This is a genomic window from Vibrio sp. S457-15, assembly GCF_000960545.1.
Classification (GTDB): domain Bacteria; phylum Pseudomonadota; class Gammaproteobacteria; order Enterobacterales; family Vibrionaceae; genus Vibrio; species Vibrio parahaemolyticus.
The window spans coordinates 131,246-156,000 of the sequence record NZ_JYOQ01000028.1 but is presented as its reverse complement, the minus strand read 5'-3'; the positions used below and the strand labels follow the sequence as shown (position 1 = coordinate 156,000).

At 46.6% G+C, this 24,755-nt stretch carries 17 protein-coding genes; 7 read left to right on the top strand and 10 right to left on the bottom strand.

All coding sequences use genetic code 11. The features are described from left to right. Nucleotides 1-24: 24 nt before the first annotated feature. Entirely contained in the window at nt 25-2,433 is a 2,409-nt protein-coding gene (locus tag UF05_RS03580; protein WP_045545334.1) for a GH36-type glycosyl hydrolase domain-containing protein, read from the top strand. 106 nt (nt 2,434-2,539) lie between these two features. Continuing rightward, nucleotides 2,540-3,952 (top strand): phosphoglucomutase/phosphomannomutase family protein, encoded by a 1,413-nt coding sequence (locus tag UF05_RS03575; protein ID WP_031847481.1) that lies wholly within the window; start codon nt 2,540-2,542, stop codon nt 3,950-3,952. A 154-nt stretch (nt 3,953-4,106) separates the two neighbouring features. Here UF05_RS03575 and UF05_RS03570 read toward each other — a convergent pair whose 3' ends face one another. From UF05_RS03570 to hrpB, 10 genes are all read right to left on the bottom strand, one after another. Further along, nucleotides 4,107-5,138 carry an ABC transporter ATP-binding protein gene (locus UF05_RS03570; RefSeq protein ID WP_005461276.1) on the bottom strand — a complete coding sequence of 344 codons (1,032 nt, stop codon included), beginning with the start codon at nt 5,136-5,138 and terminating at the stop codon, nt 4,107-4,109. Further along, nucleotides 5,138-6,763, bottom strand: coding sequence for an ABC transporter permease (locus UF05_RS03565; protein ID WP_024699414.1), 1,626 nt, complete (start codon nt 6,761-6,763; stop codon nt 5,138-5,140). Before UF05_RS03565 ends, UF05_RS03570 begins: the two co-directional genes overlap by 1 nt. Before the next feature lie 99 nt (nt 6,764-6,862). Beyond that, complete coding sequence (locus UF05_RS03560; RefSeq protein WP_005479089.1) at nt 6,863-7,876, bottom strand: Fe(3+) ABC transporter substrate-binding protein; 1,014 nt, start codon at nt 7,874-7,876, stop codon at nt 6,863-6,865. A 151-nt stretch (nt 7,877-8,027) separates the two neighbouring features. Continuing rightward, complete coding sequence (locus UF05_RS03555; RefSeq protein WP_005490371.1) at nt 8,028-9,257, bottom strand: ammonium transporter; 1,230 nt, start codon at nt 9,255-9,257, stop codon at nt 8,028-8,030. 26 nt (nt 9,258-9,283) lie between these two features. Next, nucleotides 9,284-9,622, bottom strand: coding sequence for a P-II family nitrogen regulator (locus UF05_RS03550; protein ID WP_005386570.1), 339 nt, complete (start codon nt 9,620-9,622; stop codon nt 9,284-9,286). A 188-nt stretch (nt 9,623-9,810) separates the two neighbouring features. After that, nucleotides 9,811-10,179, bottom strand: a complete 369-nt coding sequence (locus UF05_RS03545) for a YacL family protein (protein ID WP_005494019.1) — start codon at nt 10,177-10,179, stop codon at nt 9,811-9,813. Nucleotides 10,180-10,277: 98 nt separating this feature from the next. Next, on the bottom strand, nt 10,278-12,875 hold the full coding sequence (gene acnB, locus UF05_RS03540) for a bifunctional aconitate hydratase 2/2-methylisocitrate dehydratase (RefSeq protein ID WP_005465026.1): 2,598 nt from the start codon (nt 12,873-12,875) through the stop codon (nt 10,278-10,280). Between the two features lie 268 nt (nt 12,876-13,143). Further along, nucleotides 13,144-15,459, bottom strand: coding sequence for a patatin-like phospholipase family protein (locus UF05_RS03535; protein WP_045545335.1), 2,316 nt, complete (start codon nt 15,457-15,459; stop codon nt 13,144-13,146). An 87-nt stretch (nt 15,460-15,546) separates the two neighbouring features. Then, nucleotides 15,547-17,919, bottom strand: coding sequence for a penicillin-binding protein 1B (gene mrcB / locus UF05_RS03530; RefSeq protein WP_005494015.1), 2,373 nt, complete (start codon nt 17,917-17,919; stop codon nt 15,547-15,549). Then, nucleotides 17,912-20,380, bottom strand: a complete 2,469-nt coding sequence (gene hrpB, locus UF05_RS03525; RefSeq protein ID WP_045545336.1) for an ATP-dependent helicase HrpB — start codon at nt 20,378-20,380, stop codon at nt 17,912-17,914. The genes mrcB and hrpB overlap by 8 nt, the downstream gene beginning before the upstream one ends. Before the next feature lie 66 nt (nt 20,381-20,446). Here hrpB and sfsA point away from each other — a divergent pair, with 66 nt between their 5' ends. The 5 genes from sfsA to folK all read left to right on the top strand — a co-directional run bounded on the left by sfsA (nt 20,447) and on the right by folK (nt 24,754). Continuing rightward, nucleotides 20,447-21,163: a DNA/RNA nuclease SfsA gene (gene sfsA / locus UF05_RS03520; RefSeq protein ID WP_017447689.1), complete on the top strand. Its 717-nt coding sequence runs from the start codon at nt 20,447-20,449 to the stop codon at nt 21,161-21,163. Between the two features lie 136 nt (nt 21,164-21,299). After that, nucleotides 21,300-21,746: an RNA polymerase-binding protein DksA gene (gene dksA / locus UF05_RS03515; protein WP_005490361.1), complete on the top strand. Its 447-nt coding sequence runs from the start codon at nt 21,300-21,302 to the stop codon at nt 21,744-21,746. Nucleotides 21,747-21,938: 192 nt separating this feature from the next. Then, nucleotides 21,939-22,823 carry a tRNA glutamyl-Q(34) synthetase GluQRS gene (gene gluQRS / locus UF05_RS03510; RefSeq protein ID WP_042765588.1) on the top strand — a complete coding sequence of 295 codons (885 nt, stop codon included), beginning with the start codon at nt 21,939-21,941 and terminating at the stop codon, nt 22,821-22,823. An 81-nt stretch (nt 22,824-22,904) separates the two neighbouring features. Beyond that, nucleotides 22,905-24,272 (top strand): polynucleotide adenylyltransferase PcnB, encoded by a 1,368-nt coding sequence (gene pcnB / locus UF05_RS03505; protein ID WP_020841253.1) that lies wholly within the window; start codon nt 22,905-22,907, stop codon nt 24,270-24,272. Further along, nucleotides 24,269-24,754, top strand: coding sequence for a 2-amino-4-hydroxy-6-hydroxymethyldihydropteridine diphosphokinase (gene folK / locus UF05_RS03500; RefSeq protein ID WP_005494002.1), 486 nt, complete (start codon nt 24,269-24,271; stop codon nt 24,752-24,754). The genes pcnB and folK overlap by 4 nt, the downstream gene beginning before the upstream one ends. The last annotated feature ends 1 nt before the right edge of the window (nt 24,755 follow it).

Here is a 24,755-nt window from a genome sequence, read left to right as displayed (position 1 = left end):
GCTTTGTAAAAAGGAAATACACAAATGAAATACGGCTATTTCGATAACGAGAATCGTGAATACGTCATTACTCGCCCTGATGTACCTGCTCCTTGGACCAACTACCTAGGTACAGAAAAATTCTGTACCGTTATCTCGCATAACGCAGGTGGCTATTCGTTCTACAACTCTCCAGAATACAACCGTGTTACTAAGTTCCGTCCAAATGCGACATTCGATCGCCCAGGACACTACGTTTACCTACGTGATGATGAGACGGGAGATTACTGGTCAATCTCTTGGCAACCAGTTGCCAAAAGCCTAGACGAAGCGAACTACGAAGTTCGTCATGGTTTGTCGTACTCTAAATTCAAGTGTGAATACAGCGGCATTAGCGCAACCAAAACGCTCTTTGTACCAAAAGGCGAAGATGCAGAAATTTGGGATGTAGTAATCAAGAACACCTCTGACAAACCGCGTACGATCAGTGCATTCTCATTTGTTGAGTTCTCATTCAGCCACATTCAATCTGATAACCAAAACCACCAGATGTCTCTCTACTCTGCTGGTACGTCATACAACGAAGGTGTGATTGAATACGACCTGTACTACAACACTAACGATTTCGAAGGCTTCTACTACCTAGCTTCAACGTTTGATCCAGATTCATACGACGGTCAACGTGATAGCTTCCTAGGTCTATACCGCGACGAAGCAAACCCACTAGCAGTAGAACAAGGTAAGTGTTTTAACACCGCACAAACGTGTTACAACCACTGTGGCTCTCTGCACAAGCAATTTACTATCCAACCAGGTGAAGAAGTTCGCTTTGCTTACATTCTAGGTATCGGTAAAGGCAACGGTGAGCGTCTGCGTGCTAAGTACCAAGACCTTGCCGAAGTCGACAATGCATTTGCTGGCATCAAAGCACACTGGGATGAGCGTTGTGGCAAGTTCCAAGTGAAATCGCCAAACGAAGGCCTAGACACCATGATCAATGCTTGGACGCTATACCAAGCAGAAACATGTGTGGTTTGGTCTCGCTTTGCTTCGTTCATCGAAGTGGGTGGTCGTACTGGTCTTGGTTACCGCGATACGGCGCAAGACGCAATTTCCGTTCCTCACGCGAACCCGAAAATGACTCGTAAGCGCATCGTTGATCTACTTCGTGGTCAAGTAAAAGCGGGTTACGGCCTACACCTATTCGATCCTGATTGGTTCGATCCTGAAAAAGCAGATGTTAAACCATCTAAGTCTCCAACGGTTGTTCCTACTCCGTCCGATGAAGATAAGATCCACGGTATTGAAGACACTTGCTCTGATGATCACCTATGGCTAGTACCAACCATCTGTAAATACGTGATGGAAACCGGTGAGCACAGCTTCTTCGAGGAAGTGATTCCTTACGCGGATGGCGGTGATGCAACCGTGTATGACCACATGAAAGCTGCGCTAGACTTCTCAGCTGAATACGTGGGTCAAACAGGCATCTGTAAAGGTCTACGTGCCGACTGGAACGACTGTCTAAACCTAGGTGGCGGCGAGTCTTCAATGGTGTCTTTCCTACACTTCTGGGCGCTACAAGAGTTCATCGACCTTGCAAAATACCTAGGCAAAGAAGCTGACATTGAGAAATACACCGAGATGGCAGCAAACGTGCGTGAAGCGTGTGAAACACACCTTTGGGACGAAGAAGGCGGCTGGTACATTCGTGGTCTAACGAAAAACGGCGACAAGATTGGTACAGCGCAACAAAAAGAAGGTCGTGTGCACCTTGAGTCAAACACTCTTGCGGTGCTGTCTGGTGCGGTATCTCAAGAGCGCGGTGAAAAGGCAATGGACGCAGTCGACGAGAATCTATTCTCTGAATACGGCCTACATCTGAACTCACCATCATTCGCAACACCAAATGATGATATCGGCTTTGTAACCCGCGTTTACCAAGGCGTAAAAGAAAACGGTGCGATCTTCTCACATCCAAACCCATGGGCTTGGGTTGCTGAAGCAAAATTGGGGCGTGGTGACCGTGCGATGAAGTTCTACGATGCTCTCAACCCATACAACCAAAACGACATCATCGAAAAACGTATCGCAGAACCGTACTCCTACGTGCAGTTCATTATGGGTCGAGACCACCAAGATCACGGTCGTGCAAACCACCCATGGCTAACTGGCACATCTGGTTGGGCTTACTTCGCAGTGACCAACTTTATCCTTGGTGTGCGCACAGGTTTTGATGGTCTAACTATCGATCCATGTATTCCAACTAACTGGCCTGGATTTGAAGTCACTCGTCAGTGGCTAGGCGCGACTTACAACATCAAAGTTGTTAACCCTGATTCAGTCAGCAAAGGCGTGAAATCTATCACTCTGAACGGCGAAGCTATCACTGGCGCATCAGTACCAGTTCAAGCGGAAGGCTCCGTGAACGAAGTGATCGTAACACTAGGTTAATCGCTTAAAAATGCCCCAATGCACTTTTGCTCTTTAGCTTGTGCATTGGGTTCGCTAGCAAAATTTTAAGGCGCGGTGTATTGCCGCCCTTATTGAGGTTCGAATCATGATCAAATTTGGTACAGGCGGTTGGCGCGCATTCATCGGTGAAGAATTCACTAAAGATAATGTTCGTTTGGTTGCTCAGGCAGTAGCAAACATCACTAACAGAGAATCAGTGGCAGATCGTGGCTTTATCATTGGCTATGACCGACGTTTTCTGTCTGATAAAGCGGGCCGTTGGTTTGCCGAAGTTTTATCGGCAAATGGCATTGTAGTTAGCTTTATCGATAAGTTTGTTCCAACACCAATCGTGATGTTCAAAGCAAAAGAGATGGGCTGTGCTTACTCGGCGTGCATCACCGCATCGCATAACCCTGCAGATTACAATGGCATCAAAGTCTTCATTGAAGGTGGTCGTGATGCAGATGAAATCATTACCGAGAAAATTGAAACTCAAATTTCCACACTTACCGCACAAGATGTGAAAAGTGTCGATTTTGATCAAGCGGTTGAAGACAAGTTGATTGAAATCATCAACCCGATGAACGAGTTTGTTGATTCAATCATCGACTTTATCGACATTGAAGCAATCAAAAAAGCCAACCTTCGTGTGCTGATTGACCCGATGTTTGGTGTCGCGAAAAACGCACTGCAAACCGTTCTAATCAACGGCCGCTGTGAAGTAGACGTGATCAACGACGGAAAAAACCCAGACTTCGGCGGTTTAATGCCTTCTCCAAGTGCTGCGACCCTGTACCGCTTGATGCACCTTGTCGAGCAAGAAGGCTACGACATCGGTATTGGGACTGACGGCGATGCAGACCGTCTTGGTATCATCGATGAGAAAGGCAACTTCATTCATCCAAATGAAGTGCTGATCCTGCTGTATTACTACCTATTGAAATACAAAGGTTGGAAAGGCTCAGTCGTACGTAACATCGCGACAACACATCTACTAGACAAAATCGCCGAAGATCACGGTGAGAAATGTTTTGAGGTTCCAGTTGGCTTCAAACACATCAGCTCGCAAATGGAAGCAGATGACTCACTGATTGGTGGAGAAAGCTCTGGTGGTTTAACTATTCGCGGTCATATCAAAGGTAAAGATGGTGTGTTCGCATCGAGCTTACTGGTTGAAATGATCTCGGTAACGGGCAAAAAGTTGTCTGAACTACTGGATGAAATCTATGGCAAGTACGGCTACGCGTACATGGCAGAAGGTGATTGCAAATTCAAACCAGCGCAAAAAGAAGTCCTATTCAACAAGATATATGTTGAAAAACAACTGCCTGAGTTTGAGTTCGATATTGAAAAAGTCAGCTACGAAGATGGCGCGAAAGTCTACTTCAAAAACGGCGGTTGGATCATCGCGCGCTTCTCTGGTACTGAGCCATTACTACGTATTTTTGCAGAAATGCAAGATAAGGACACTGCGGAACGTGTTCTTCAACAGTTTAAAGACTTCTTGTCTCTATAACTGACCTTGTGCCCGCTTCGAGCACAATGATGAGAGCCGACGCTGTCTGGAAAAGGCGATCATCAACAGGAGAAGAGCACTTGCCCGGCATCACTGCCGGGCTTTTTTGTATCTATAAATCGAGAATGGATTCGCAATCCCGTATGCAGAGACATTAAGCGAACGCTAGCACGCCTTGAGTTTCGATCTTCACAGCAACACGCTCACCGATATGAAGCGGCTGTGATGCGATAGCCAGTAGACGATCACCATTAGCATCAATCACATAACGACAATGATCACCCATGAAGTGCTGCTCAAGCACAGTGACCGCACTGTCTTCATCCGACTGAATTTGGACATGTTGTGGTCGCAGTAGTAATGAACAAGCAGATTGCATTTGAATCTCTTGCTGTGCACTCGCCTCAACTACACCAATATGGGTTTCGTATTCCGTATCTGAAATGCGCGTTGCGGCTAGGTAGCTACCACCACCTAAGAAGTCTGCAACAAACTTGCTCGAAGGTTGGTAGTAGAGTTCTGAAGCCGTGCCGTATTGCTCAATAACACCGTGGTTCATCACCGCCATTTTGTCGGCAAACGCAAATGCTTCTTCACGACTGTGAGTCACGAAAATCGCTGTAACGCCTTGTGCCTTAAAAATCTTACGGATCTCGCTGATTAACTCGTGACGAACCTGAGTATCAATATTGGAAAACGGTTCATCCAAAAGCAGTAAATCAGGGCTGTAAGCCAGAGAACGGGCAATCGCAACGCGCTGTTGTTGTCCACCAGAAAGCTGATGTGGATAACGATCGGCGTAACCTTGAAGGTGCACGAGTTCTAGCATTTCATCAACTTTCGCGCGCTTTTCCTGTGCTGATTGATGCTTCAAGCCAAAGGCTATATTTTGCGCAACTGTCAGATGAGGAAATAGTGCATAATCTTGGAAGATCATTCCGATATTGCGCTCTTCTGGCGGCAACCAATTTTCACCATCATCAATCGTCTGACAATTTAAGCTCATTTGACCAGAAGTAAGAGGCAGCAAACCAGCAATCGCTTTCAACAATGTCGTTTTGCCACAACCACTCGCCCCTAAAAGACAAACGATTTGCCCCTGTTCAACTTCAAGCGACAAAGACTCTAAAACGGTTTGAGCATCGTATTGGCAAGTTAGGTTTTTAATTGATAGTGCGCAGCTCATCAGTGATTTTGCTCCAGTGAACGGTTAACAACAACAAGCGGGATCAACCCAACAAGAACCAACAATACAGCAGGCAGAGCTGCCAATTCTAAATGCTCATCCGAGGCAAAGTTATATACGTATGTTGCCAGTGTTTCAAAATTGAATGGACGCAGAAGCAGAGAGGCATTGAGCTCTTTCATCGACTCAATAAACACCAACAATGCCGCAATCAGTGCACCACGTTTTACCAGTGGGAAGTGCACTCGCCACAGCATCGTATTAGGCGTACATCCCATCGTGCGTGACGCCATATCTAACGATGGAGAAATTTTATTTAGATTACTTTCGATACTACCAATCGCAACAGCAGAGAAACGCACCACCATCGCAAAGATCAACGCAAACATTGAGCCTGAGAAAATCAGCCCCGGTCTACCCCATTCCATCGCCTTCGCAATATCGTTTACGCGATAGTCCATAAACAGCACGGCAACCATCACGCCGATCGCCAATACCGTTCCAGGTACTGCGTAGCCCATTGAGGAAAGACGCATAAAAGCAAGGCTTTCACGTTTGCCATTGACTCGGTGAGTAAAGTTAACCACAAGAGCAACGGCCACGCCGATGATCGCAGCAATGACAGACACAACAAGACTGTTCCACGCGTACTCACGGAATTCTGGTGTCCAGCTTTGCTCAAAGTAAGTAATGGAGTAATCAATCAACTGAAGTAATGGCAAAATGAACGCCACAGCAACCAGCCCCCAACACCACACCAGTGCCGCCCATTTTTTCCAGCCACTTAACTCGTAACGAAAATCTTCATGGCTGTTAAATTGGCTTTGGAATAGTTTCTGCTTTCTGCGGCTATAGCGTTCTGTACTGAGTAGCAGCACAACAATCAACAGCATAATTGCGGAAATTTTAGCGGCCGCGTTAAGGTTAGAATAACCAAGCCACGTGTCGTAAACCGCTGTCGTTAATGTGTTAACGGCGAAATAGCTGACAGTGCCGAAGTCCCCAATGGTTTCCATCGCCACCAGCGACAAACCCACGGCAATAGAAGGTCGCACCAAAGGCATCGAAATACGCCAAAAGCTCTCCCAAGGTGAGCATTTCAGCAAGCGGGCACTTTGCAGCAGTGAAACATTCTGTTCCATAAACGCCGCGCGGCACAGTAGATACACGTAAGGGTATAACACTAGAGACAGGACAAAGGTCGCCCCCGGTAAGGTTCGAATATCAGGGAACCAATACTCGCCAGGTCCCCACCCGGTGACATCACGCAGGAATATTTGAATTGGGCCAGCAAAGTCGAACCAATCCGTAAATATGTAACCAATAATGTAACCCGGCATTGCCAATGGCAATACAAGCGCCCACTGTAACCACTTTTCCGTTGGCAACTTACACATTGCCATCAACCAAGCGCTTGGAATACCGAAAATAAGAGACAGGCCCATAACCCCAATCGTTAAGACGACGGTGTTATAGATATAGGTTGGCATCACCGTCGACATCAAATGTGTAAACAGGTTATCCGTTTCACCAATTGCGGTGTAGAAGATCGCTAAGATCGGCAAAACCAGTAACAGAGTTATCGCTCCACTACTGGTTTTCCATAGAGAATGTCTATCTTTCATTGCCTAATTACTGCAAGGCTTTATGAAATACAAATGCTGGTGCAAATACATCTCATATCCTTTAATCAAATGGGGGTATAGTTATACCCCCACAAGGAATTAAAGGTCAAATTTCACTTCATCTAGTAGCTTAATCGCTGCTTCATGGTGAGAAGCGATATCATCTAGAGAAAGCGTGTCTGCTTTAAAGTCGCCCCAAGATTCCACAAGTTCAGAACGCTTAACGCCTTCTTTTACTGGGTACTCGTAGTTCACTTCTGCATACATCTTCTGAGCGGTTTCGCCAGTCAAGAATTCCATTAGCTTAAGCGCGTTATCTCGGTTTGGAGCGTACTTCGCCATCGCCATACCAGAGATGTTCACGTGCGTGCCTGTTGTTTCTTGATTCGGGAAATTGATGTAAACCGCATCAGCCCAAGCTTTTTGCTCTTTGTCGTTAACCATTTTGCCTAGGTAGTAGCTGTTACCCAAAGAAACATCACATAGACCTTCTTTGATCGCTTTTACTTGTGCACGGTCGTTACCTTGAGGTTTACGAGCAAGGTTCGCTTTTACGCCTTCCAACCATTCTTTCGTTTCTGCTTCGCCGTAGTGAGCGATCATCGAAGAAACAAGAGATACGTTGTATGGGTGCTTGCCGCTGCGAGTACAAATCTTACCTTTGTATTCTGGTTTGGCTAGATCAGCATAGTTAAAGTCCGCACCTAGTTTGCCAACACGGTCGCGAGAAGAGTAAACACTGCGAGTACGTAGCGTAAGTGCAAACCACTCATTCTCTTTGTCTTGGTACTGAGCTGGTACATTTTCTTCAATGATCTTGCTATCAACTTTCTGAACTAGACCTTTGTTTGTCAGTTCTGCTAGACGGCTGATATCAGTAGTCAGGACAACGTCCGCTGGGCTGTATTCGCCTTCCTGAGCTAGTTTCTCTGCTAGACCTTCCTTCGCAAATTTAACGTTTACTTTGATGCCAGTTTCTTTAGTGAACTCGTTGAACATTGGTTCAACTAGAAAAGGTTGACGGTAAGAGTAGACGTTCACTTCTTCAGCTGCCATTGCTGTTGGAGCTAGAGTTGCGCAAGTCAGTGCTGAAAGAGTTAGCAGTTTTTTCATTGTTTAATCCTTTACCATGCTAATGATAACGTTTATCAGTTGCGTTATTATATGTATGTTCAATAAGAAAACAACGACCAAAATAAAAAAACCTGCTCATCGGAGCAGGTTTTTACATACCGAGAATGTAACTATTTATTACAAGGCATATTTACTTCACAGTTACGAATTCAGGGTAAGCACCAACACCACAATCGTGCATATCCATACCTTCCATTTCTTCCTCTTCCGTAACTCGAATACCAACCGTAGCTTTAAGAATCGCCCAAACCACTAGGCTTGCACCAAATACCCAAGCAAAGATCACTGCGGCACCAAGAAGCTGCGCACCAAACGTTGCTTCACCGTTGCTTAGAGGAACAACCATTAGACCGAAGAAACCACAAACACCGTGAACTGAAATTGCACCCACAGGATCGTCAATCTTCAGTTTATCGAGACCGATGATGCTAAATACCACTAGCGCACCCGATACCGCACCGATTGCTACAGCATACAAAGGTGATGGTGATAGTGGGTCTGCCGTGATAGCTACCAAACCAGCCAGCGCACCGTTAAGGATCATGGTTAAATCTGCTTTACCCCAAGTGGTTTTACACACAAACAATGCAGCAATCGAACCCGCAGCCGCAGCCGCGTTCGTGTTAAGGAAGATTTGACCAACCGCCGTTGCGTTTTCAAAGTCTGAAACCATCAATTGAGAACCGCCATTGAAGCCAAACCAGCCGAACCAAAGAATAAACGTACCCAGTGTTGCTAATGGCATGTTCGAGCCAGGAATTGGGTAGATTTCACCGTTCTTACCGTATTTACCTTTTCGAGCACCAAGCAGTAACACGCCAGCTAGCGCCGCAGACGCACCTGCCATATGAACAATACCTGAACCCGCGAAGTCGCTAAAGCCAGCTTCAGATAGGAAGCCACCGCCCCATGTCCAGTAGCCTTCCATTGGGTAAATGAACGCGGTCAAAACAGCTGAGAACAGCAAGAATGACCAAAGCTTCATGCGCTCTGCAACGGCCCCCGAAACAACAGACATCGCTGTTGCAACAAATACCACTTGGAAGAAAAAGTCGGATTCAAGAGAATGGTCTGCGCCTTCACCCTGGGTACCAATCAACCCACCGAACGATGGTAACCAACCGCCTTCTCCGTTATCGACGTACATAATGTTGTAACCAATAACAAGGTAAGTGGTGCACGCTATCGCGTACAAACAAAAGTTTTTGGTTAGAATCTCAGTTGTGTTCTTAGAACGCACTAGACCCGCTTCTAACATGGCAAAACCTGCTGCCATCCACATTACCAACGCACCGGAAATGAGGAAGAAAAAGGTGTCGAGTGCGTAACGTAACTCGGTTACTGTTGTTGCTAATTCCATAATAGTGTCTCCAATCCCTTGAATACTTAAAGTGCTTCTGCGTCCATTTCACCCGTACGGATGCGCACCGCTTGGTTCAGGTCGTACACAAAAATCTTACCGTCGCCAATTTTTCCGGTCTGCGCCGCTTTTGTGATCGCCTCTACGACGCGATCAACATTGTCTGCATGTGTCGCAATTTCTATTTTGACCTTCGGTAGAAAGTCCACTTGGTATTCCGCACCGCGGTACAACTCAGTGTGACCCTTCTGGCGACCAAAGCCTTTCACCTCTGATACTGTCATCCCTTCGATACCGACATCAGCCAATGCCTCGCGAACATCGTCTAACTTAAACGGCTTAATAATGGCGTTGATTATTTTCATGCAATTCTCTCCGAAGCTTTCATCCTGAAACACTTCTAATAATCCAATCTGCGTGCCAAGTTTTTAAACTATTGAATTAGATAGATTTATAGTAATTTATAGGTTTATAAACAAAAAAGGCGCACCGATATGGTGCGCCTTTTTCACAAATATAAAGCAATCCCGATGGGATTACCCAAAACTGTGCATTAAATGTTCAAAAAGTCTTTCCATTGCTCAATCAGTGCAACAAAGTCTTCAATGCCGCAGCTTGCTGTACTCTCTGCATCATAGAAATCAAACTCACTTTCCATCTCTACATCGTAATCGTGCGATAGAGCGTTCTCCTGCACCAGAACTTCATCCCCTTGAATCATCAAGCTGATCTCAGTGCCTGTTAAAGTATGCTCTTGAGAAGGAAGAGAAAACGCCTTATCAATTAAGGCTTCTACTTGAGCAATCTTCGCTGGATCTTTCCCGATTTCTTCTTGTAACCAGCGCCCTACGATCTCATGCCCCATGCTGCATTTTACGTAGTACTCGCCCATCAACGTATTACGGATGAATTCAAATTCCATCGAGGTTGCCTTTTCGTATCAATTTGGTGCGGAGTATAACGAATTACGTCCATAAAAAAAGCACCTCAAGTGAGGTGCTTTTCGTCGTTTAGCTTTGCTTATGCTGGCTCTTGGAAGATAACTTCATCAGCTTTCTTGGTGTACTGTTCCATTTTATGGAAGTTCAAGTAGCGGTAAGTATCTGTTGCCGTTGCGTCGATTTGCTTCGCGTATTCTAGGTATTCTTCTTTGGTTGGAATCTTACCTAGGATTGCACCTACTGCCGCTAACTCCGCAGAAGATAGGTAAACATTCGCGCCAGTACCTAGACGGTTCGGGAAGTTACGCGTAGACGTAGACATGACTGTCGATTTGTCAGCAACGCGTGCTTGGTTACCCATACATAGTGAACATCCTGGAGTTTCAATACGAACCCCTGCACGTCCGAAGATGCCGTAGTAGCCTTCTTCTGTCAGTTGGTCTTTATCCATCTTCGTTGGAGGCGCTACCCAAAGGCGCGTCGCTAACTGACCATTGAACTTATCAAGCAATTTACCTGCAGCACGGAAGTGACCAATGTTCGTCATACAAGAACCGATGAACACTTCATCAATCGCAGTGCCTTGTACTTCAGATAGCAAACGAGCATCATCTGGATCGTTTGGTGCACACAGTACTGGCTCATGGATTTCGGCCATGTCGATTTCAATCACATGCGCGTATTCCGCATCTGAATCCGCTGACATCAATTCAGGTTTCGCCAACCACTCTTCCATCGCAGTGATACGACGCTCGATTGTACGGCGGTCACCGTATCCTTCCGAGATCATCCACTTAAGCATTACGATGTTCGAGTTTAGGTATTCTTCGATTGATTCTTGAGATAGCTTAACGGTACAACCCGCAGCAGAACGCTCAGCTGACGCATCAGACAGTTCGAATGCTTGCTCAACCGTTAGTGTTTCTAGACCTTCAATCTCAAGGATACGGCCAGAGAATTCATTCACTTTACCGGCTTTTTCAACAGTCAGTAGACCTTGTTGAATCGCGTAGTAAGGGATGGCATGAACTAGGTCACGAAGTGTGATACCCGGTTGCATCTTGCCTTTAAAGCGAACCAAAATTGATTCAGGCATATCCAATGGCATAACGCCTGTTGCCGCTGCGAATGCAACCAGACCAGAACCAGCTGGGAATGAAATACCTAGCGGGAAACGAGTATGCGAGTCGCCACCAGTACCGACAGTATCTGGCAGTAGCATACGGTTTAGCCACGAGTGGATAATACCATCGCCTGGACGTAGAGAAACACCGCCACGGTTCATGATGAAATCAGGAAGTGTATGGTGAGTATTCACGTCAACTGGTTTAGGGTACGCAGATGTGTGACAGAACGACTGCATAACTAGGTCTGCTGAGAAGCCAAGACACGCAAGGTCTTTAAGCTCATCACGCGTCATAGGACCCGTTGTATCTTGAGAACCTACGGTTGTCATCTTAGGCTCACAGTAAGTGCCCGGACGAACACCTGCTACACCACATGCTTTACCAACCATTTTCTGTGCAAGCGTGTAACCCTTGCCAGAATCAGCGACTTCACCAGGTTTACGGAATACATCAGAAGACTCAAGACCTAGAGCTTGGCGCGCTTTATCTGTTAAACCACGACCGATGATCAATGGGATACGACCGCCAGCACGTACTTCATCAATCAGCACGTCTGTTTTTAGAGAAAACTCAGCAAGTACTTCACCTGTTTCGTGGTTACATACTTTGCCTTCGTATGGGTAAACGTCGATAACGTCGCCCATATTCAACTTCGTTACATCAACTTCGATAGGCAGTGCGCCCGCATCTTCCATTGTGTTGAAGAAGATAGGTGCAATTTTACCGCCAAGCACGTAACCACCAGCGCGTTTGTTAGGTACGTAAGGGATATCATCGCCCATGAACCATAGCACTGAGTTAGTTGCAGATTTACGAGAAGAACCAGTACCAACAACATCACCAACGTACACTAGCTGGTGACCTTTTGATTTTAGCTCTTCGATTTGTTTGATTGGACCGATGGTGCCTGGCTGGTCAGGGTTAATACCCTCACGTTCGTTTTTCAGCATCGCAAGCGCGTGTACTGGAATATCAGGGCGAGACCATGCATCAGGAGCTGGAGAAAGATCATCCGTGTTCGTTTCACCTGTCACTTTAAAGACAGTCAGCGTGATTTTTTCTTCAAGCTTAGGCTTAGATAGGAACCATTCAGCATCCGCCCAAGATTGAAGCACTTTTTGTGCATGAGCATTGCCTGCTTTTGCTTTCTCTTCTACATCATAGAAAGCATCAAACATCAGTAGCGTATGAGACAGAGCTTTCACAGCGATTTCAGCCAAGGCTTCATCGTCTAGTAGCTCAACTAACGGTGCAATGTTGTAACCGCCTTGCATTGTACCCAGTAGCTCAGCCGCTTTTTCTCGGCTTACAAGCGGTGAAGACACTTCACCTTTTGCTACTGCAGTCAGGAAACCAGCTTTAACATAAGCGGCTTCATCTACACCTGGTGGAATACGGTTTTCTAGTAGGTCAAGAATGAACTTTTCTTCACCTTGCGGGGGATTTTTCAGAAGTTCTACAAGTCCAGCAACTTGCTCTGCGTCTAGCGGTTTAGGAACAACTCCTTCGGCAGCACGCTCTTCGACGTGTTTACGGTAGGCTTCAAGCACGACTTTTTCCTCTCATTGCGGTTCCTCCTCTATTATTACTATTGTTAAAGTAAAGGAGTGAACATCCTTGGAAACTTGGCTCTCCATTGCCCTTGTTTTCATTCAATTCTGATTGAGAAACAGCGCCGTAGAGGCCAAACTGTGGGCAAAAGAATAGCAAATTTAACCTTAAATTAAAATCTTATCATTTTGACCAACATAGCAACTTACGACTAAAGTCCTGCTAATTTTGACCAAATATGCCAAGGTTTTGCTTTCTACAGCCCAATTATTTAAACGACGTTCCTACGATCAAATACACAGCTTCCATATTCTGCTCCGTACGACCGTATGCCAACATAATAGGTCCAATTGGCGAGTCCACACCAAAGAAAATTGATGCGGCGTTATACAATGGTGCTTCATTCAATTTCAGATCGTTGTCTGACCATGTACCGCCATGTTCTAGCGACGCGCCAACATAAACTGGCGCTTCAAACAATCCAAAATCATTGTCGAACCATTTGTAGCGATATACCAAACTGCTGAAGAATAAGTTTTGCCCTATCAAGCTGTTTCTCGGTATGCCTGACAAATGCAAAAAGCCCCCTAACTCACGAGGGTCCAGCGTTATCGACGAATTTTTACTTTGCACAAAGCTGTATTCTGCTTGTCCGACTAAAGTATGACGCTGATAGCTCATTGCCCCCTTAAATCGAGCGTCAATTTCATACACTGTATCTTCCACAATATCTTCAGGCTTGGACTGACCTATCTCTTGAGGGCTGGTATCGTGAGAAACCAAATATTCTAGGTCGACCAACAAACCTCGCGTAGGAAAAGCAAAATCATCGAGGGTGTCTAAGCGGTAATTGGCAAACAAGCCTCTTCGCTCAAAATCTAGATTGCCTACAGACGCCAATGTCGATAACTCAATGCTACCCGAAGAGTATCGACCGCCCAATCTCAACTCTTGCCACAACGTAGGCTGAATGCCAATCGCTATCTCGGAAACAAACTCGGTATAAGACACTGGCAAAAAATCGTTCACCGAACTTAAACTCGAGTCATCATCACTGACCGGCAAGTTTCGCCCTTCACTGCTGTACGCCACCTTACCAGCAACAAAAAACTCTTGGCTAGACAGAACCGGAGAATACAGCTCCGCCTCAATGAGCTTATCTGTGCCCATCTCAACGTTGAGTGCCATTTCAGCACCGTGAGAGTTTAAGTTGGTAAAGTTAGTCGACATCCCTATGCCGTATTGGCTGTCGGTATCAAAGTCATCTTCGAGGAAGAAACGGAAGTTGAGGTAGTTTGGGCCCCAAGATTTTTCGTTAACGTCAAACACCAATAAATTCGAACCATCGACTTCTTCAAAGTGATAAGTAATTAACTCAAATCGGTCCAATGCATAGAGGTTTTCTACCGCTTTTTCGATTTCAGCCGTTTCGATTTTACGGCCAGTTTCCAGTTCCAAACGGTTGGTCAACAAAACATCGCTATAGTGGGTATTGTTTACAATCACAATCTCATCCACTACGCGATCGTCACCATAAACGAGCTTTTTGCGAACTTCCTGCTTATGGTCGATGTACTTTTGATACTCCGCGTTTGATAAACGCAGTCCCGCTAACTTCGACTCCATTTCTCTGGTGATGTCATAACCAGATTGAAAAGCCCAAGGCATTTTGTCGAACTCGACGGTTTCCATTTGGCCGACATTGGGACGAATGTAAACATCGTGTTCTTGCAGGGTTTCGACTTGCTGTTGGGTACTGCGACGCACCAGATAGTTGGAGAGTTGGTCTGCAACGGTAAACAGCCCAGTAAAATCATCTTCGGTTTTGTAGTCGGTACTGATGTCTACCGCGATAACCACATCCGCGCCCATCGCACGCGCAACATCCACTGGCATATTGTTGACCACGCCACCATCAACGAGCATGTGACCATTTAACTTATACGGAGGGAGAGCACCGGGTACAGACATACTGGCCATCATGGCATCAACTAAGTAACCATTGCCGATCACCACTTCGTCCAGTTCTAAAATATCTGTCGCGACGGAACGGTAAGGAATGGCAAGCTCATCAAAGGAGTCAAAACGTCCGAGGTTACCTGTGGTTTCGCGCAACACACGCAACATGTTTTGCCCTTGAACCACACCAGTTGGTGCACGAACTTCGCCGAACCGTAAACCAAGGTCGGTCGTGATTTGATAGCGGTCTTCATATTCTTTGTCACGAACGCGACGCTGACTGCGATCGACGCGATCACGATAACCACTGTTCCAATCAACAGAATAGATAAAACTATCGATTTCATCGGCGCTCATGCCTGTCGCGTACAAGCCGCCAACATAAGCCCCCATACTTGTCCCTGTGATGATATCGACAGGAATGTGCATTTCTTCTAGCGCCTTGAGGACACCAATGTGGGCAGCGCCTTTTGCGCCGCCACCAGCGAGAACAACCGCGACTTTAGGACGAGTCGGAGTATCCTCATTTTTGACTTGAGCAACAGAAGAAGTGGCTATCAAAAACAAACTTACCCACAACGCGAAATAGCGCGACATCGGGCTTGATGACAGCGTTTTGAACATCCACTTCTTCCTTTACTGAATACTTGATCACTAATATGTACTAAGAATTGACCAGTGAAACAAGTCCATGTTGTTGATTTGGAGATCCTACCAATCAAACAAACTATTCAACCAGTTAGATTTTTTCTCACACTGTTGTTTGATTTGACCCGTTTTATCCCATACTGGAAGTTTGTAATCGCTGCGGCAATTCATCTCTAAACCACCGTTGGAGGTCGGTTTAAAGCCAAGCGTCGTCACTTCTTTAGGCCAAGGCAACTCCAAACGCTCAGGAATTCGCTGCGCCAAGTATTCCGCGTAAACACGCAATGCACCGCTTGACCCCGTAAGGTTGATTGGCTTGTTATCATCACGGCCTAGCCAAATGGTCGTCACTTCACGGCCATCAATCCCGACAAACCAGCTATCACGAGTATCGTTACTGGTGCCCGTTTTACCCGCCAATGCAGCCCAAGCGAATTGGCTTTGAAGGTAGCGGCCCGTACCTTGTGCGACACCTTGTTTCATCGCGTAAGTCGTTAGCCAAGCCGCTTGTTCATCAACCGCGCGAGAGGAACGAGGCAACGATTGATAAAGCACGTTACCGTCCATATCGATGACAGAACGAAGCGCGGTCAGCTTAGCGCGTTTACCCGAGTTAGTCAGAGTTTGGTACATTTGCGCCACTTCAAATGGCGTCAATGAAAACGAGCCCAAGAACATAGAAGGCACAGGACGAATCTCATCTTTGTTGACGCCTAAACGTTCAAGCGTGCCAGACACTTCTGGAATACCAAGCTCCATCCCCAACCTTACCGTTGGTACGTTCAATGACTTCGCAAGCGCAAGGTAAAGTGGCACATCACCACGATATTTACGGTCGTAGTTACGCGGAGTCCACACCGAGCCTTTGCTACCTTTCAAACTTAGAGGCGTGTCGTGCAGCGTCGTCCCCAAATTGTATTTGTCTGGCTGTTCAAGCGCGGTCAGGTAAATCGCCGGCTTGACCAACGAACCAATTGGACGACTAGCATTAAGCGCACGGTTAAAGCCTTCATAACCCACGCGTTTACCACCAACCATGGCTCGAATTTCACCACTGTGGCGATCAACAGCCACGGCAGCAGCTTCAAGCTCTTTGCCGCCTCGCTTCGCTAAATCCGGTATTTTCTTCGCGATCGCCTGTTCCATTTTACTTTGAGAGACAGGATCAAGAGACGTAAACACGCGCAGACCAGTTTCAGCCTTGAAGCGATCACCGACCTTCTCTTTCAGCTCGATATTCAATTGCTGGAAGTATGCAGGCTGACGGCTCGCAATACGTGGTTTGCTTTGTGTATCAAGAGGTCGACTCACAGCTTGTTCATATTGCTGCGATGTGAGCATGTTTTGTTGCATCAGCAATCGAAGCACCAAGTCTCGACGCTCTTTAGTGCGCTCAGGATAGCGAACTGGATTGTAGTACGACGGTCCTTTCACCATGCCCACCAGCATCGCAAGTTGATCAATTCGCAACTCTTGGATTGGCTGCCCAAAGTAGTAGCGTGATGCTAAGCCAAAACCGTGGATCGCTTCGCCGCCGCTTTGGCCCAAATACACTTCATTGAGGTAGGCTTCTAAAATGCGGTCTTTGCTATAACGGTAATCAAGAATAAGCGCAATATAAGCTTCGCGGACCTTACGCCACAGCGTTTTATCACGGGTTAGAAATAAGTTTTTCGCTAGCTGCTGCGTTAAGGTACTGCCACCTTGCACGGTGCGACCCGCTTTGATGTTCGCCACTAAAGCACGAGCAATAGCCAATGGTGAAACACCATCATGCTGATAGAAGTCTCGGTCTTCTGTCGCCAACAAGGCATCAACTAAAATTTCAGGGAATTGGTCACGACGTAAGAACAGACGTTGCTCATCACGATCTTTTTCAAGCATCCCCAGCATCTTTGGCTCAAGGCGCAAGTAGCCCAGATCGCCTTTTGATTCTAAAGATTGAATACGCTGCAAACCGCTGTCTGAGAAATGCAGCATGACGTGGCGATCCGGTTCTGGGCCATCAGCAAATTCAAAAGGACGGCGGATCAGTTCAACACGAGTCGAAGAAGAAGAATACTCACCAGGGTAACGAGGCTGACTTACCTTGCGGTAGTTCAGTACATCTAATTCGTTGCGAAGCTCTTGAATGGTAATATTTTCACCTGGATTGAGGTTCAAAATGCGCGCGTACACAACGGTAGGCAATTCGAATAGCTGCCCATCAAAGCGTTCTTTAACCACACTATCTAGGTAAATACCAACAAACAGCAACACCGCGGCAAGAGCAACGCCGGCCTTCCAGCTGAAAGACCACAACACTTTGAGCCAAGAACGTTTCTCGTTGGTTGGCTTTTTACTCGGCGTGCGACGAGGGCGTTTTGTGGTACCTTTGCTGGCTGTACTTTTCTTCGCAGGCGCTTTCTTAGCGCTTGGCTTCTTACTGTCAGTCATTATTCAATTGTCTTTTCGTTTTCGTTGTCGCTACGTGGTTTGCCGGGTCATCTGGCCAAACGTGTTTTGGGTAGCGCCCTTTCATCTCTTTTTGAACGTCTTTGTAGCTTCCATTCCAGAAAGCCGCCAAGTCTGACGTCACTTGCAGTGGACGTTGTGCGGGAGAAAGTAGTTCAAGCACCAAACGCTTGCGGCCAATGGCCACCGTTGGCGACGTACTTTCCCCAAACACTTCTTGCATTCGCACTGACAATACGGGCTCATGCCCATGTTGATAACGAATGCGCTTTTTAGTCCCAGTCGGTAACTGATAATGTTCTGGCAACCATTCATCCAAGTGTTGATTGAGTGGCCAGCCTAATCGAGCATTAAGCGCTTCGACCAAGTTTATCTTGCTCAGATCTTTCACCGAAGCGACCGACGTCATGTACGGTTCTAACCATTCGTCTAATGAATCCAACAAACTGGCTTCATCAAACATTGGCCATGCTTGCTCAGGTAACCAATCCACCGCACAGCGAATACGTTCAAGCAGGCTTTCCGCTGCCGGCGTCCAGTTTAGACTGCTTAAGCCCTGACGGCGGACATAAGTGAGTAAAGCTTGTGTCATTTTTTCTTTACCCGGATTAGGTAATGACACCCTTTCAATCACCAATTGACCGAGTTTTCGTTGTTTCTCGGTCACTAAACGCCCTTTCTTTTCATCCCAATCCACTACTTCTTCAGTAGAAAATAGCGAATCAAAAGTCGTTTGCAATATATTGACGTCCAATTCACACGCTAAATGTATTTGGCTCGAATTGGAATGAGACCGCATCAGATCAATCGCGACCAAGTACTCACAGCCGCCTAACATATCGTCAGGACGACATTCTGCACCATGACCATTCGCTAGTGCAAAGCGACCAAATTGATTGGCGCGTTGCTGAGCGATCCTATCGGGAAACGCCAAGCTCAACACCAACGGCAATGCATATTCATCCACTTCTCGAAGGCTAAACGTGGTATCGAGTTTATGCGCAAGAGATTGTGCGCGCTTCAATAACAACGATTTTTTCGGATGAGAACCGGACAACCAACGATGCAAGCTATGTGCGATATTCGTTACATTACGCTCTGGCTCTTCAATTAGGGCGACCGCCGCCAAAGCGACATTTACCATCTTATCGCTGTGGGATTGCGATTTAATTAACATCGCTGCCGCACGAGGTTCTACGCCCAAGTCATGTGCCAGCTTTCCTTCCGCAGTCAGTTGTCCGTGCTCGGTAATAAGCCCTAATGAAAACAACAACTGCTTAGCTTGTTGCAGCGCGGCAGCAGAAGGAATATCGAGCCATTTTAGCTCATGAATATCGGTCGTCCCCCAAAACGCCAGCTCCATTACCAAGCTCGCAAGATCGGAATGCAAAATCTCAGGTTGTGGCACTTGTGGCTGTTGCTTGAGTTGACTTTCTGAATAGAGGCGAACGCAAATCCCCTCTTCAATCCGACCAGCACGACCAGCTCGCTGGATGGCAGACGATTGAGCAATACGCGTTTGTTCCAATCGTGTAAGGCCATTTTTCAAGTCAAAACGCGCAACACGCTCCAAACCAGAATCCACCACAAGGCGAATACCTTCAATTGTCAGAGAGGTTTCCGCAATGTTGGTTGCCAATACGACTTTGCGCTTACCTTTTTCTGCAGGAGAGATGGCTTTCTGTTGCTCAGTAAAGCTCAACTGACCATACAACGGGCATACTTCAACATCGTCCGGTAAGTGCGATAACCGCTCTTGCACTTGCTTAATGGCCGCCACACCGGGAAGAAACGCAAGCAGAGAGCCTGACTCTTTATTCATCAAACTCTCTATATTTTTTGCCATTACCGTTGGAAGATGATCGTTGGCAGTCAGCGGAGCATAGCGAGTTTCCACGGCAAAGCTGCGCCCTTCAGATTCAATATAACAAGCTTCCGGCAGTAAGGATTGCAACGCTTCTTGCTCCAACGTTGCCGACATCACCACCAGCTTAAGATCGTCTCGCAATGCTTCTTGAACTTCCAAGCTAAGCGCCAAAGCCGTATCGGCATGAATACTGCGCTCATGGAACTCATCAAAAATCAGCAAATCGACGCCATCTAGCTCAGGGTCATTTTGGATCATGCGAGTCATGACCCCTTCAGTCACAATTTCTAACTGAGTAGAAGCACTTACCTTTGTCTCGCCACGAACGCGATACCCCACTCGCTGGCCAACTTGCTCGCCAAGTTGCTCGGCCAAATATCTCGCGATATTGCGCGCGGCTAATCGTCTTGGTTCAAGCATGATGACTTTCCCAGTCACCACTTGGTTCTGGATAAGTTGTAAAGGGAAATACGTCGATTTACCCGCACCAGGCGCGGCTTTTAAAATAACCTGATGTTGATGTTTGACCGCCGTAAGTAGCTGGGGCATCACGGCTTCAATCGGCAATTGTGACAAAGGAAATACCTTGTGGTGTAATGGTGGCAACATTGTACATAAAAACATTCCCGTCTAAATAAGCAAATGCAATTCAAACCCGCTTTAGAGTCAGCCACTCTACTTAAACGCTACAAACGCTTCCTTGCTGATATCGAATTTGATAATGGTGAGCTGCGCACCATCCACTGTGCGAACACCGGTGCGATGACAGGTTGCGCGACACCCGGTAATAAAGTTTGGTTTTCAACGTCCGACAACCCAAAACGCAAATACCCCAACAGCTGGGAACTAAGTGAAACCGCGCAAGGACATCGTATTTGTATCAATACTGCCCGCGCCAACCAATTAGCCGTTGAGGCTATTGAAAATAATGTCATTTCAGAGCTTTGCGGATATGACACACTTCAAACTGAAGTGAAATATGGCAATGAAAATAGTCGAATTGATATCTTGCTCAGCGCAAGCGACAAGCCAAAGTGCTATATAGAAGTGAAAAGCGTCACTCTTCTTGATGAGACAGGCTCAGCTGGACAAGGATACTTCCCAGATGCCGTCACGACTCGTGGTCAAAAGCACCTGAGAGAGCTCACAGAAATGGCACAAAATGGAAGTAGAGCCATACTTTTATTCACTGTTTTACATTCAGGTATTGAAAAAGTATCCGCGGCACACCATATAGACGCGAAATATTCACTATTACTCAAACAAGCACAAGACGCCGGAGTAGAAGTTCTCTGCTATAAAGCCGAACTGAGCAATACTGAAATGAAGCTAATTTCCGCTATTGATTTTATCAATTAAGAGAAAAAATGATGTCGTCTTCACATTGACGACAACTTTGCGATTCAGTGTTTGCTTGCACCGCCTCTTTTTGCTATAGATACCCGCCTTAAATTGACTGCGTAGCAGTTGACTAGGTGTAAGTAGGAGATGCTGTATGCCAGAAGCAAAGAAGAAAACGATCGGCATCCTAGCCATTGCCGGCGTGGAGCCATATCAGGAGAAGCCTGGTGAAGAATACATGTCACCAGCGCAGGTTGAACACTTTACGAAAATCTTAACAGCTTGGCGTGACCAACTACGAGCTGAAGTAGATCGTACCGTTCACCACATGCAGGACGAAGCAGCAAACTTCCCAGATCCAGTTGACCGCGCCTCTCAAGAGGAAGAGTTCAGCCTAGAACTGCGTAATCGTGATCGTGAGCGCCGTTTGATCAAGAAGATTGAAAAAACATTAGACAAAATCAAAGAAGATGATTTTGGTTTCTGTGAGTCTTGTGGCGTTGAGATTGGCGTTCGTCGCCTTGAAGCACGTCCAACTGCAGACCTTTGTATTGACTGTAAAACACTTGCAGAAATCAAAGAGAAGCAGATGCAAGGTTAATCACCACGCATTTGATTACTGAAGGGAGCTAAGGCTCCCTTTTTGTTTTGGCTAATACCAGTCCCGTAAGCGCTCAGAACCACAAACACTCACCGCAGGCAAAACGTTATTGCCACTTCGTGTTTACAAAACCTAGCTGAAGCGTTACTTACGATGACTAAACTGTACATCTAATAAATTCGAGATACACCCATGGCACGCTACGTAGGTCGATTTGCCCCATCCCCTTCTGGCCCATTACACTTTGGCTCATTGATTGCTGCGCTTGGCAGTTATTTTCAAGCCAAAGCAAACAACGGAATTTGGTTAGTACGCATTGAAGATCTTGATCCACCAAGAGAAATGCCCGGCGCTTCGCAACTGATTCTAGAAGCGCTTAAAGCTTACCAGTTGCATTGGGATGGAGAAGTGGTGTATCAAAGCGAGCGTCATGACCTTTACCAAGCACAGATCGATGCTTGGCTCGAGAACGGTGACGCCTATTATTGCCAATGCACTCGCAAGCAAATTAAAGAGCACGGTGGCTTTTATCCGGGAACTTGCCGAGATAAAAACTTGAAAGAAGGCGCGATTCGCCTAAAAATGACCAAACCCGTCGCCCGCTTCCTCGATCAGAAACATGGAATGATTGAGATTCCAGAGCAATTGGTTAATGAAGATTTCATTATTAAACGTCGAGATGGATTATTTGCTTATAATCTTGCGGTAGTATTGGACGACATCGACCAAGGGGTTACTGAAGTGGTTCGAGGTGCAGACCTGATTGAACCAACAGGACGCCAAATCAGTTTGTACCAAATCCTTGGACAACCTGAAGTTAGCTACTTGCATTTACCATTGGCGATGGATGACAACGGCAACAAATTGTCGAAACAAAATCACGCGACAGCTATTGATATCGAAAACCCTAAGCCAGCTTTATTGCATGCCATGACGTTTTTAGGCTTTGATGTGCCTGAAGAAATAAAAGCCGCCAGCATGAACGAAATTCTTCGTTGGGGCTGCGAAAATTGGCGCTTAGAACAACTGCCATCAGAGATCGAGATCACACCGCGATTCTCAAATGGCACTGTGTAGGCTATCATTAGCCGCAAAATCAGCCCTAGAGGCGCAGATAACTAACCAAAGCAAGATTGGATTAAACCCAGTTATTGCCAGATGCACATGAATACAAACGACTATACACCAAGCGAACCTGCCACAGTTCCAGAGCTCGCTCTCAATGTAATAACTCGTGAAGAGCACAACATTTCGCGTAAGCAGATCAGTGACAACGCACTGAAAGTGCTGTACCGACTAAACGGTGCTGGTTTCGATGCTTTTCTTGTGGGTGGCGGGGTTCGAGACTTACTGCTTGGACAAAAACCGAAAGACTTTGATATTGCGACCAACGCAACGCCAGAACAGATCAAGCAGCTATTTAGAAACTGCCGCTTGATTGGCCGACGCTTCCGTCTGGCGCACATTATGTTTGGCCGAGACATCATCGAAGTGGCGACATTCCGCGGTCACCATCAAGAGCAAAAGAACAAAAACATCTCTCAGCAATCCAAAGAAGGTATGCTGCTACGCGATAACGTGTACGGCACCATTGATGAAGACGCTGAGCGCCGTGACTTTACGATCAACTCGATGTACTACAACATCGCTGATTACTCGATCCACGACTACGCGCGCGGTATCGAAGATTTAGAAGATCGTCTGATTCGTCTGATTGGCTATCCAGAAACACGCTACCGTGAAGACCCAGTGCGCATGCTGCGTGCGGTTCGCTTTGCCGTGAAACTGGACTTTGATATTGAAGAAGACACAGCAGCACCAATCGAAGAGATGGCGCCGCTACTGCGTGAAATTCCTTCCGCTCGTCTTTTCGAAGAGTCACTCAAACTCTTGCAGTCAGGCCATGGTCTAGAGACATACCACCTGCTACGTGAATACAACTTATTCCAACAACTGTTCCCAGCCATTTCGGAGCACTTCACAGAAGACTATTCGTCGCATACTGAACAAATGCTCGATCTTGTGTTGGATTCCACAGACATGCGTATTGAAGATGGCAAGCGCATTAACCCAGCATTTATGTTTGCTGCGATGCTGTGGTACCCGCTTTGTGCACTAGCAGACAAACTCATGGACCAGCATAACTTGTGTCATTACGACGCGATCATGGAAGCGAGCAATATCATTCTTGATGATCAAGTTCGTACCATCGCAATTCCACGTCGCCATACTGCGACCATCCGTGAGATTTGGCAGCTGCAATTGCGCCTTCCACGACGCAATGGCAAACGTGCGTTCCGCCTAATGGAACTCAACAAATTTAGAGCTGGCTTTGATTTTCTTGAAATGCGCGGTGAAATTGAGGGTGGCGACACTCTGAAGCTTGCTAAGTGGTGGGAAACTTTCCAAAATGCAGGCCGAGAAATGCGCCAAGCGATGGCCGCAGACCTAGATGGTCAAGCACCAAAATCGGGCCAACGTCGCCGCAAAACCTTTCGCAAGAAAAAGAGTAAGCCGAAATCATGATCACAGCGTACATTGCGGTAGGCAGTAACTTGGCTGATCCTGTCAGCCAAGCTCAGCAAGCGATTGAGGCTCTAAAAACGTTACCAAACTCTGAGTTTGTACAAGCGTCTTCGCTATACAGCAGCACGCCTATGGGGCCACAAAATCAGCCGGATTACATCAATGCGGTTGTGGCGATCAAAACAAATTTGACGCCTCTTGAGCTACTTGATTGCACCCAAGCAATTGAGCAAGAGCAAGGGCGTGTCCGAAAAGACGAACGTTGGGGACCAAGAACCTTGGATCTTGATATCGTTCTTTACGGCAATGAGGTGATTAATTCCGAAAGACTTATTGTTCCTCATTACGGAATGCGAGAGCGCGAATTCGTACTCTACCCTCTTGCGGAAATTGCACCAAGTTTACAACTCCCTGATGGGACCGAGGTCTCTGAACTACTGGAACAAGTAGATAGAAACGGCCTCAGAATTTGGCAGTCATAGC

What these genes read in the sequence shown, in the direction of transcription:
- mrcB (WP_005494015.1), bottom strand. Translation starts at nt 17,919, where the DNA reads ATGACTGACAGTAAGAAGCCAAGCGCTAAGAAAGCGCCTGCGAAGAAA.
- pcnB (WP_020841253.1), top strand. Translation starts at nt 22,905, where the DNA reads ATGCACATGAATACAAACGACTATACACCAAGCGAACCTGCCACAGTT.
- UF05_RS03550 (WP_005386570.1), bottom strand. Translation starts at nt 9,622, where the DNA reads ATGAAAATAATCAACGCCATTATTAAGCCGTTTAAGTTAGACGATGTT.
- UF05_RS03560 (WP_005479089.1), bottom strand. Translation starts at nt 7,876, where the DNA reads ATGAAAAAACTGCTAACTCTTTCAGCACTGACTTGCGCAACTCTAGCT.
- dksA (WP_005490361.1), top strand. Translation starts at nt 21,300, where the DNA reads ATGCCAGAAGCAAAGAAGAAAACGATCGGCATCCTAGCCATTGCCGGC.
- gluQRS (WP_042765588.1), top strand. Translation starts at nt 21,939, where the DNA reads ATGGCACGCTACGTAGGTCGATTTGCCCCATCCCCTTCTGGCCCATTA.
- UF05_RS03555 (WP_005490371.1), bottom strand. Translation starts at nt 9,257, where the DNA reads ATGGAATTAGCAACAACAGTAACCGAGTTACGTTACGCACTCGACACC.
- UF05_RS03545 (WP_005494019.1), bottom strand. Translation starts at nt 10,179, where the DNA reads ATGGAATTTGAATTCATCCGTAATACGTTGATGGGCGAGTACTACGTA.
- folK (WP_005494002.1), top strand. Translation starts at nt 24,269, where the DNA reads ATGATCACAGCGTACATTGCGGTAGGCAGTAACTTGGCTGATCCTGTC.
- UF05_RS03535 (WP_045545335.1), bottom strand. Translation starts at nt 15,459, where the DNA reads ATGTTCAAAACGCTGTCATCAAGCCCGATGTCGCGCTATTTCGCGTTG.
- UF05_RS03580 (WP_045545334.1), top strand. Translation starts at nt 25, where the DNA reads ATGAAATACGGCTATTTCGATAACGAGAATCGTGAATACGTCATTACT.
- sfsA (WP_017447689.1), top strand. Translation starts at nt 20,447, where the DNA reads ATGCAATTCAAACCCGCTTTAGAGTCAGCCACTCTACTTAAACGCTAC.
- UF05_RS03565 (WP_024699414.1), bottom strand. Translation starts at nt 6,763, where the DNA reads ATGAAAGATAGACATTCTCTATGGAAAACCAGTAGTGGAGCGATAACT.
- UF05_RS03570 (WP_005461276.1), bottom strand. Translation starts at nt 5,138, where the DNA reads ATGAGCTGCGCACTATCAATTAAAAACCTAACTTGCCAATACGATGCT.
- UF05_RS03575 (WP_031847481.1), top strand. Translation starts at nt 2,540, where the DNA reads ATGATCAAATTTGGTACAGGCGGTTGGCGCGCATTCATCGGTGAAGAA.